At 46.9% G+C, this 7,951-nt stretch carries 6 protein-coding genes; 3 read left to right on the top strand and 3 right to left on the bottom strand.

What is annotated here, in order from left to right; genetic code table 11:
* Window positions 1-340: 340 nt before the first annotated feature.
* On the top strand, window positions 341-4,450 hold the full coding sequence (locus EJP87_RS11555; protein WP_130472031.1) for an NACHT domain-containing protein: 4,110 nt from the start codon (window positions 341-343) through the stop codon (window positions 4,448-4,450).
* 204 nt (window positions 4,451-4,654) lie between these two features.
* Here EJP87_RS11555 and EJP87_RS17850 read toward each other — a convergent pair whose 3' ends face one another.
* From EJP87_RS17850 to EJP87_RS11545, 3 genes are all read right to left on the bottom strand, one after another.
* Entirely contained in the window at window positions 4,655-4,909 is a 255-nt protein-coding gene (locus tag EJP87_RS17850) for an XRE family transcriptional regulator (protein ID WP_193771323.1), read from the bottom strand.
* Window positions 4,910-5,008: 99 nt separating this feature from the next.
* Complete coding sequence (locus tag EJP87_RS17845) at window positions 5,009-5,173, bottom strand: hypothetical protein (protein ID WP_193771322.1); 165 nt, start codon at window positions 5,171-5,173, stop codon at window positions 5,009-5,011.
* Between the two features lie 153 nt (window positions 5,174-5,326).
* Complete coding sequence (locus EJP87_RS11545) at window positions 5,327-5,713, bottom strand: hypothetical protein (protein WP_153188676.1); 387 nt, start codon at window positions 5,711-5,713, stop codon at window positions 5,327-5,329.
* Between the two features lie 81 nt (window positions 5,714-5,794).
* Between EJP87_RS11545 and EJP87_RS11540 the strand changes: the two genes are divergently transcribed.
* Both EJP87_RS11540 and EJP87_RS18565 read left to right on the top strand, forming a co-directional pair.
* Window positions 5,795-7,483 carry a sensor domain-containing diguanylate cyclase gene (locus EJP87_RS11540; protein WP_193771320.1) on the top strand — a complete coding sequence of 563 codons (1,689 nt, stop codon included), beginning with the start codon at window positions 5,795-5,797 and terminating at the stop codon, window positions 7,481-7,483.
* A gap of 201 nt (window positions 7,484-7,684) precedes the next feature.
* Window positions 7,685-7,951 (top strand): hypothetical protein (locus EJP87_RS18565; protein ID WP_227657595.1); only part of this gene is annotated, 267 nt, incomplete at its 3' end.

The following is a 7,951-nucleotide window of genomic DNA, read 5'->3' as shown; positions in this document are numbered from 1 at the left end:
AATGGCTTGCTGATTCACCAAGGAAACGAAAGCGTCAGATGGCAACTCTGGGGATGTTAGGTTAACGCTTATGGGGCAAAGCCCTGCTGATAATGTGCGGCGTTTCACAAAAGCGAATGCGTAGCATTCGCGCACGCCGCACCGATTTGTGCCCCGAAGGGGCACTCCTTGGGAGGGCGGAGGCCCGACATGCACAGTTTCGCTTGTGGCAACAATGAGGAAATTGGCAAATGCGCTTGCCCTGTGAGGAACAATGATGCCGATTGCCAATAACTAGAGCAATCGATTATACTGTATTTTTTACATGATCTGCTCTAATAGCCCCGTAAAGGTAGAGAACATGTCCTCAGCATCTACTGCGGAACCGTTTATCGTTCCCCGCCTCTTTTCCCGTATCACTTCCGATGAGCAAACCGATACAACAGCCCAACCCAGCCCACTCTCCGCCTTTTTTTCCGAAGCAGCGTTTGTGCTCCTGGGTGAGCCTGGCATGGGCAAAACTGAATGTTTTATACAAGCGGCCCGTGAGGAAAAGAATGCACACTATTACAAAGTCCGTGCTTTTTTACGCAATGAAAACAAAGATGAATATGCAGATAAGGTGCTCTATCTGGATGGCTTGGACGAACAACGAGCAAAAGAAAGCGATGGTAGAGCAATATTGGATCGCATAATTGGCAAGCTGAAAGATTTGGACAACCCACGCTTCCGTCTTTCGTGCCGTACTGCAGACTGGTATGGCGAAAATGATCAAACAAATCTTCAGGATGCCTCAGCAAGCAACAAAATCACTGTCGTGCAATTGCATCCTTTGTCATCTTCTGATATCGAGCAAATCGTCACTAAAAAGGGATTATCTGCTGGTGAGTTCATGCAGCAAGCTCAGGAACATGGTATCGAAGAGTGGTTGAACAATCCATACAGTCTAAATCTGCTGTTAACCGTAGTGGGCGATGGCAAGACATGGCCAAACAGTCGCAGAGAGTTGTTTAGAAAAGCCAGCGAGATTCTGATCAATGAACATAACGATGAGCACCGACGCACTGGAACAAATTTTGCCGCAAACCGACTGCTGCAGGCATCCGGTTTGCTCTGCCTCATCATTCTGAGAACCGATCTGGAAGGTGTGGCACTCAACGAGAAGAATGCAGGAGAGGGTTTTATCGCTATCAACCACTTTCCGGAGAACGATCTACCATTGTCGGAAGCGGCACGAAGAAAACTGTTTCGCCATCCTGGCCCGGAACAGGCCGTCTATATGCACCGCACCATGGCGGAATATTTGGCGGCACAATTTCTTGCACAACGTATGGCCGAGGGCTTGCCTGCCGAACGTGTGCGCCGTCTGTTGACTAGCAATAACGGAAAGGTACCCAGCTTTTTGCGTGGGTTGCACGCCTGGGTCGCCAGTTTGTCTGTAGACCCAGCTCTTTTCATTCGCAATGATCCTCTGGGAGTGATCTACTATGGTGATCCTGCAGAAATCTCAACCACGAATAATAATATTCTGTTGGATCAAATGGAATTTATGGATCAAGAAAATCAATGGCTCCTCCGTCAAGTTTGGAAAAACATACCTTTGGGGCGTTTGTCCGATTGCTGCTTGCAAAAGAGTTTTACGAAAATATTGCAAGAACCCAACAAGCACTCCCATGTCTTTGTAGACATCATTCTGCAAATTATTCGGCATGGTAAAGAGATTAGCGTATCAGCAGAGAGCCTGTTAACATTCATAAAACAAAACAACCACTCAAAAAATTATCTATTAAAATACGCCGCCATGGCATTTGTCAAGCATTATCCAGATCGGTTAGAAGAGCTGTTGCCCATATTAGACGAGTTGGAGCTCAACCCTGATAAGGATAAAGAGCATGAGCTAAGAGGAGTTTTGCTGCAGGCTCTGTATCCTGGTCACTTAACTCTAGATCAGTTGTGCATACATCTTCCGCACCCTAAACCTAGATTTATAGGGAGTTACTATATATTCCTGTCATACGAACTAGTAAAAAATACTTCTAAAGAGAATTTATACAATCTCGCTAACATTTTACTACAAAAAACGCAACATACAGAGCCTGATGATGGCATATTTGACACATGGAAAGCCTTGGCATGCGAGGCAATAATTACCACTTTGGAACAAAATGGAGAGAATATTCCGATTGACACACTCTTTGAATGGCTTTTGATGCACCAAAATGATGAAACAACTCGCTGCACATTGATTGATATAAATACATTTTCTTCAAGATTGCACACATGGCTATCAGCCAGACCAGAAACCGTCAAAGAGCTGTTTCTCTTATGGATAAACAGCAGTCCACCTGCACGTCCAGAACAACACATTTACACATTCTGGTATAAATTGATAAATTATACAATTCCGAATTGGTTCCCGGATTGGTGCCTGGAACAATCAGCTCATTATCCGAACGCTGATATTGCAAAAATGCTCTTTCTTATTGGGGCAAAAGAGTTATTAAAATTACCTCTTGAACAGCCTCCTCAATTGGTTCGACTGTTTAATTTTATAGAACAAAACTCACAATTTAAGGAATTTGTTGACTTAGTTATTGCAAACGAAATTACTGTCTTCCATCTTAGAATGAAGTCGGATGAGTTAATACGAACCATGGCGGACAATCAGAGAAAAGAGGAGATGATCAATTATTTAACAAATCGATTGGAAGGTATTCGCGAGGGTTCTGATTATGAAACACTCTTGCACTTAGCTCGCATTTACCATGCTGATTTTCATTATGCTGCCCGTAATCTCGCACCACGAGAGCGAATTAAAGTAACGACAAACGAGAGAATTGCACTTGCGGCTGAACAAGGTCTCCTCTTACTAGGCAGGACTATTGAATGTCCAACACCTAATGAAATAGGAAAGTTGGAAGTAGAAAATATGCGAGATTATAGATTATATATTATTAGGGCATGCGTGGACTTAACCTATGAAACAGGCCAAAATATATTTGAATTGCCAGAAGCAACATTGCAAGCCGCAATCTGTTTTAGGATGAGATATACTCAGCACAACGAAAAACCACAATGGCTCTCAGCAATCATTCAAGAAAAACCAGATCTGGCAGCAAAGGCTTGCCGTGAATTCTGGCTACCACAATTGCAACAGAATAAAAGCCATATCAGCACTCTATGGCAAATCACAAATGGAACCCCTTGGCATAGAGTGGCGCAAAGAGTGGCCATTCCACTTTTGCAGGAATGCCCAGATTTAATAAATGAGCACCTGCAGCCACTATTATCTGCTGCCATACATTATGGCGACAAAGAGGAGCTGCTGAAATTGGCAAAAGCAGCCATCTCTCGCTTTGAACCATCTGATGACAGATGGCCACTATGGGCTGCTACAGCTTTTCTGCTCGATCAAACTGTATGGCCACAATTGCAACAACACATCCTTCCCGTTAATCCTGATCTTGATCCAAACAAAAATGATCTGTATATGCAATTTCTCTCAGATGTCAGCAGCTTCTATAAAAATAACAAGCTATCAGACGTTATTTTTCCCGTTGCAGCCTATTTACTGCTTGTGAATACCTTTGGAAAATATTTTATACCGCCATCATTTGAATTAGACCATGACAACATATCTTACTTGATACAGAATATGATTGATAAAATTGGCACCATTCCCACTCAAGAAGCATCGGAAGCTCTCCGCACTATGGCGGACAATCCAGAGCTAGAGAAATGGCACAACCGCATTCGCTATACGTTGGCATCGCATCAACAGGTGCTTACCGACAAACTTGTTGAATCAAAATATTTGCATGATATATTCAATGTTGTTATGAATGGAGCTCCCACCTCGGCCGGTGATCTCTTTGCATTGGTTGTTGATCAAATCCGCACAATTGCCGATGAACTCAGACATGGAAATACCGACGGTTACAAAATATTTTGGAATATCAATTCCCACTCCCAGCCAACAGAACCCATTCCTGAAGAGGATGGACGCAATCGTTTTCTGGATAAATTACGTGTAAAACTGCAGCCTTTGCAGATCGTGGCCGAACCTGAAGGACATTATGCCGACGAAAAAAGGGCAGACATCCAGATTCAATTCAACTCCTGGAGGCTGCCCATTGAAATCAAGCGACATTTCCATAGAGAAATTTGGCGTGCTGCGAAAAGTCAATTGATTGACAAATATGTCCGTGATCCAAAAACTTATGGCTATGGTATTTATCTTGTATTTTGGTATGGAGAACCCAACAAATGGCGGTTACCCACACCCCCTGCAAACATCACTCGTCCGAGTTCCGCATCAGAGCTTGAACAAGCTCTATTGCAAACACTACCAGAACAAAATAAAGAACAAATCGAGGTTATCGTCCTGGATCTCACATCCCATAGCCCACTCACAACAAGAGAGAAAGAAAAAACTGCTCGCATGACGCCATGCGATGAGGAATGTGGCTGAGATGTCGTTGTAGACACAAGAAAACCAGGAGAAAGCATCTGCGCGTCACACCAGGTTTATTTCCAAAACCTCCAAACGCTGTTCCCCAGATTCACAGTTGCGAACAAATAATTGCGGTTTGCGGGCTCTCTGCCCGCTTGCATTGCCGCGCACCTGCCCCCACGCGGGGCGTGGCGCCACAAGGTGTACTGTTGCATCTGCTCCCTACTCTGCCTGCTCCTGTCCACTCTGCGACTTTTCCTCCTGCTGCAGGCGCTGCAAAAGGGCGAGACGCTGCTGCACATCCATACCCCCTACTGCCAGGATGATGGCGGCAATGGTGTCATCCGGTTCATAAAAACAGGAAACTGGTCCCCGCAACAGCTTGGCCATGCCACTGACCAACGAAAAAGCGGGCGTCCGTTTACCACTTTCATAGCGGTTGATATGAATCGAAGCCCCTGAGGCTTCCAAACCCATCTTTAGCCCTAAAAGAGACTGGGATAACCCTGCCCGCTCACACGCACATACCAGCCTCTTGTTGATCGGCATCCTCCATTGCTCACTTTCCCATCGCTCTCAGTTGTGCAAAACGGCCGCCATCCGTTCCTGGGCAAGAGCATGCGCCTGGCGTACATCACGCAGTGTCTTCTCTTCAGCAATAAAGCGTGCTGCCTGCTCCTCTATCTCCTGCTGCTGCCGAAGAGGCAACCCAGCAATAACCTCATCCAACCTCCTCGCCATGTGCAGCTCCTTTCTCCTGCTGCTTTACATGCTCCGCAAAGCGTTTGTCCACTAACGCAATCAACCTTTAGTACAAGCTCTTTTCACTTCCTCCTGATTTGTCGCCTGCCACAAGCATAACAGCCTGTCTTCAGGGATCGAAAGCAAATATATTCAGACAAAATCACATCCTTTACCTGCCTTTTGCCATAATACAAGTAAAAGCAAAACCAGATAAAAAATCGTGTCGAAAAGATATACACATCCGCTCCCGCGACCCAAAAGAAAAAACAACCCTCCTCCACAAACCGGCTGCACCTGGCACAACATCTGGCAACCAACTGGCAAATCTCCATCAGATTGCAAAAAATCATAGATTGCAATCAACAGCAATGGTTTGACATTTTGCCGGTTTTTCGCTATTTTGCACTGCCAATGATATTGTAATTTGCAGCAAATGCAGAATCTCTTCAGGCTGAGCCAGTATGGTTGCCCATTTTGGAAGAGATTTACCCGCTTTGCCATCGTTCCAGAAAATCTGGAAGCATGCCTCTTGTCCAAGAGAGCCTGCAAGATCAACAGGGCACCAAGCGGATACTATTGCTGTCAATGCTGTTCAAAAAAAGCATAATGAGGAAGAAAATGGCACATAATCGATTGCATGATACGCCTGATCGCTTTTCCCGGTTTTTTTTGACCCGCTTTTTGCGCAAAAGCTTCTTCTTGATGTTGTTTATGGTGTTGCTGCTGCCGGTACATGCCCTCTACGTCACCTATCCCTCCTTTCGCAATATCCTGACCCAGTTTACCGAAAAAGAGGCGGTGCGGGTTGCCAATTATATGTCGGTCTTTCTCGACAAAGGCAGCAGTGAGAGCAAGCTCTCCCCTGCGGCGCTGACGGTCAACGACACACTTACCTCCGGCATGGCCGGCGTTTCCGAAGCCTTCCATCTCTATAAATATCGCCTCTTCGACGCCGCCGGGCGCATCATCCACTCCTCTGCGGGCAAAGAGATTGGCAAACAAAATGACCATTCCTACTTTCGCGATATTGTCGCCAAAGGGCAACCCTACAGCCTGATCGTCCAAAAAGACCACAAAACCATGGAGAATGAAATATTCACGCTCGATGTGGTGGAAACCTATGTGCCGATCATGCGTGAGGGTACCTTTCTGGGGGCCTTCGAGATCTATTTTGATATTACCGAACAGCGCAAACGTATGGATTGGGTGGTCACGCAAGCCTCGGTGGTGCTGTTGTCTTTGGCTACCCTCTTCTTTCTGGTGGTGGTCAGCACCCGTGTCCATGTTTTGCAGCGGATTGGCGAATTTATGAAGGCCATGAAAGAGGCAGCTCAGGGAGATTTTCATCGCCGTATCGCGGTCAGCGGACGCGATGAGTTGACCGATATGGCCAACGGCTTCAACCGGATGAGCGAGGAGCTGCACCAACTGCATCGTGGCTTTCAGAACGAACAGAACAAATTGACCACCATCATTCTCAGCGCCCGGGAGGGCATTGTGGTCACCGATGCGCCGGGCAATGTGGTAATGATCAACCCCGCTGCCGAACGTCTTCTCGAAAAAACCCAAGAGGTGATCACCCAACAAGGTTTTCTGTCGCTTGTCGATGATCCAGACTATGTGCAATCTTTCCTGACCCAACAAGGCATCGGCATGCCCGACTCTTTGGTCTATAAAAATCGGGTTTTGCATTTTCATGCGGCCACCATTCACAATGGCCAAGGGCAAAAAATTGGCAGTGCGGCATTGATTCGCGATATCACAGCGGAAAAACGTTTGGAAGAAAAGCTGCGCACTCTCTCCTACACCGATAAGCTGACCGGCCTGTACAATCGGCGGCGCATGGAGGAGTTATTGGAGCAGGAGCACAGTCGGGCCAAACGCTATGCCTCCCCCTTATCTGTTCTCTTTTTTGATGTCGACCATTTTAAAAAATTTAACGACACCTATGGCCATGACATGGGGGATAAGGTGTTGGAGGTGATAGGGAGCATTGCCAGGGCCCATTTTCGGGCGGTGGACTATAGCTGTCGTTATGGTGGGGAGGAGTTTTGCATTATTTTGCCCAATACCGGGAGTGAGGGAGCTTTGTTGTTGGCGGACCGTTTTCGGCAGCGGTTGCAGGAGACCGATATTAGCGGGGTGCGTGTGACCTGCAGTATTGGTGTGGTCACCTATCCTGGTGCCGACTGTGCAGAGTGGGAAGCCTTTCTCAAATTGGCGGACAATGCGCTGTATGAAGCCAAGCGTTTGGGGAGAAATCGGGTGGTGCCGTGGAGTCCGGGAATGGCGGGCAAAGGCAAATAGGCTGCAAAACAAGTGCGGATCCAGGAATAAAGCTCCTGGGATTGTACTGTTGGTCACGCGCTGCCGGAACCTTGGCCAATTCTGCCTAAAATCAATTGGATATAAAAAAAACCACACCTGTAAGGGATGACTCCTTCCCTGGTCAAGTCCAGAGGCAAAGCCTCCGGGATTTTGTTTCAAGCTGTGCGGATTGGCGCAAAAATGCGCGCCAATCCGCACAGCATCCCCATGGGGATAGAACTGGCAAGCGAGCAGGTGCTGCGCTTTGGCAACATTCCCGCAGAGGATGCTGAACCCATCCAAAGAGATGCAGAATACCATGAACCGGTTGGGTGGAATCCTTGTTCTTTGTCGCATCCTCCCTGCGCATCCTCGTCTATTCCGCATATTGTGTTAATGAATTTCAGCAGGGTCAGCTCCGAACACATCCTCCAGAGAACGCGCATCCAGAACCAAGTCACCCCAGCG

It is taken from the genome of Candidatus Magnetaquicoccus inordinatus, assembly GCF_004217665.1.
GTDB classification, from domain to species: Bacteria; Pseudomonadota; Magnetococcia; order Magnetococcales; family Magnetaquicoccaceae; genus Magnetaquicoccus; species Magnetaquicoccus inordinatus.
This window is presented reverse-complemented; position numbering and strand designations above follow the sequence as displayed.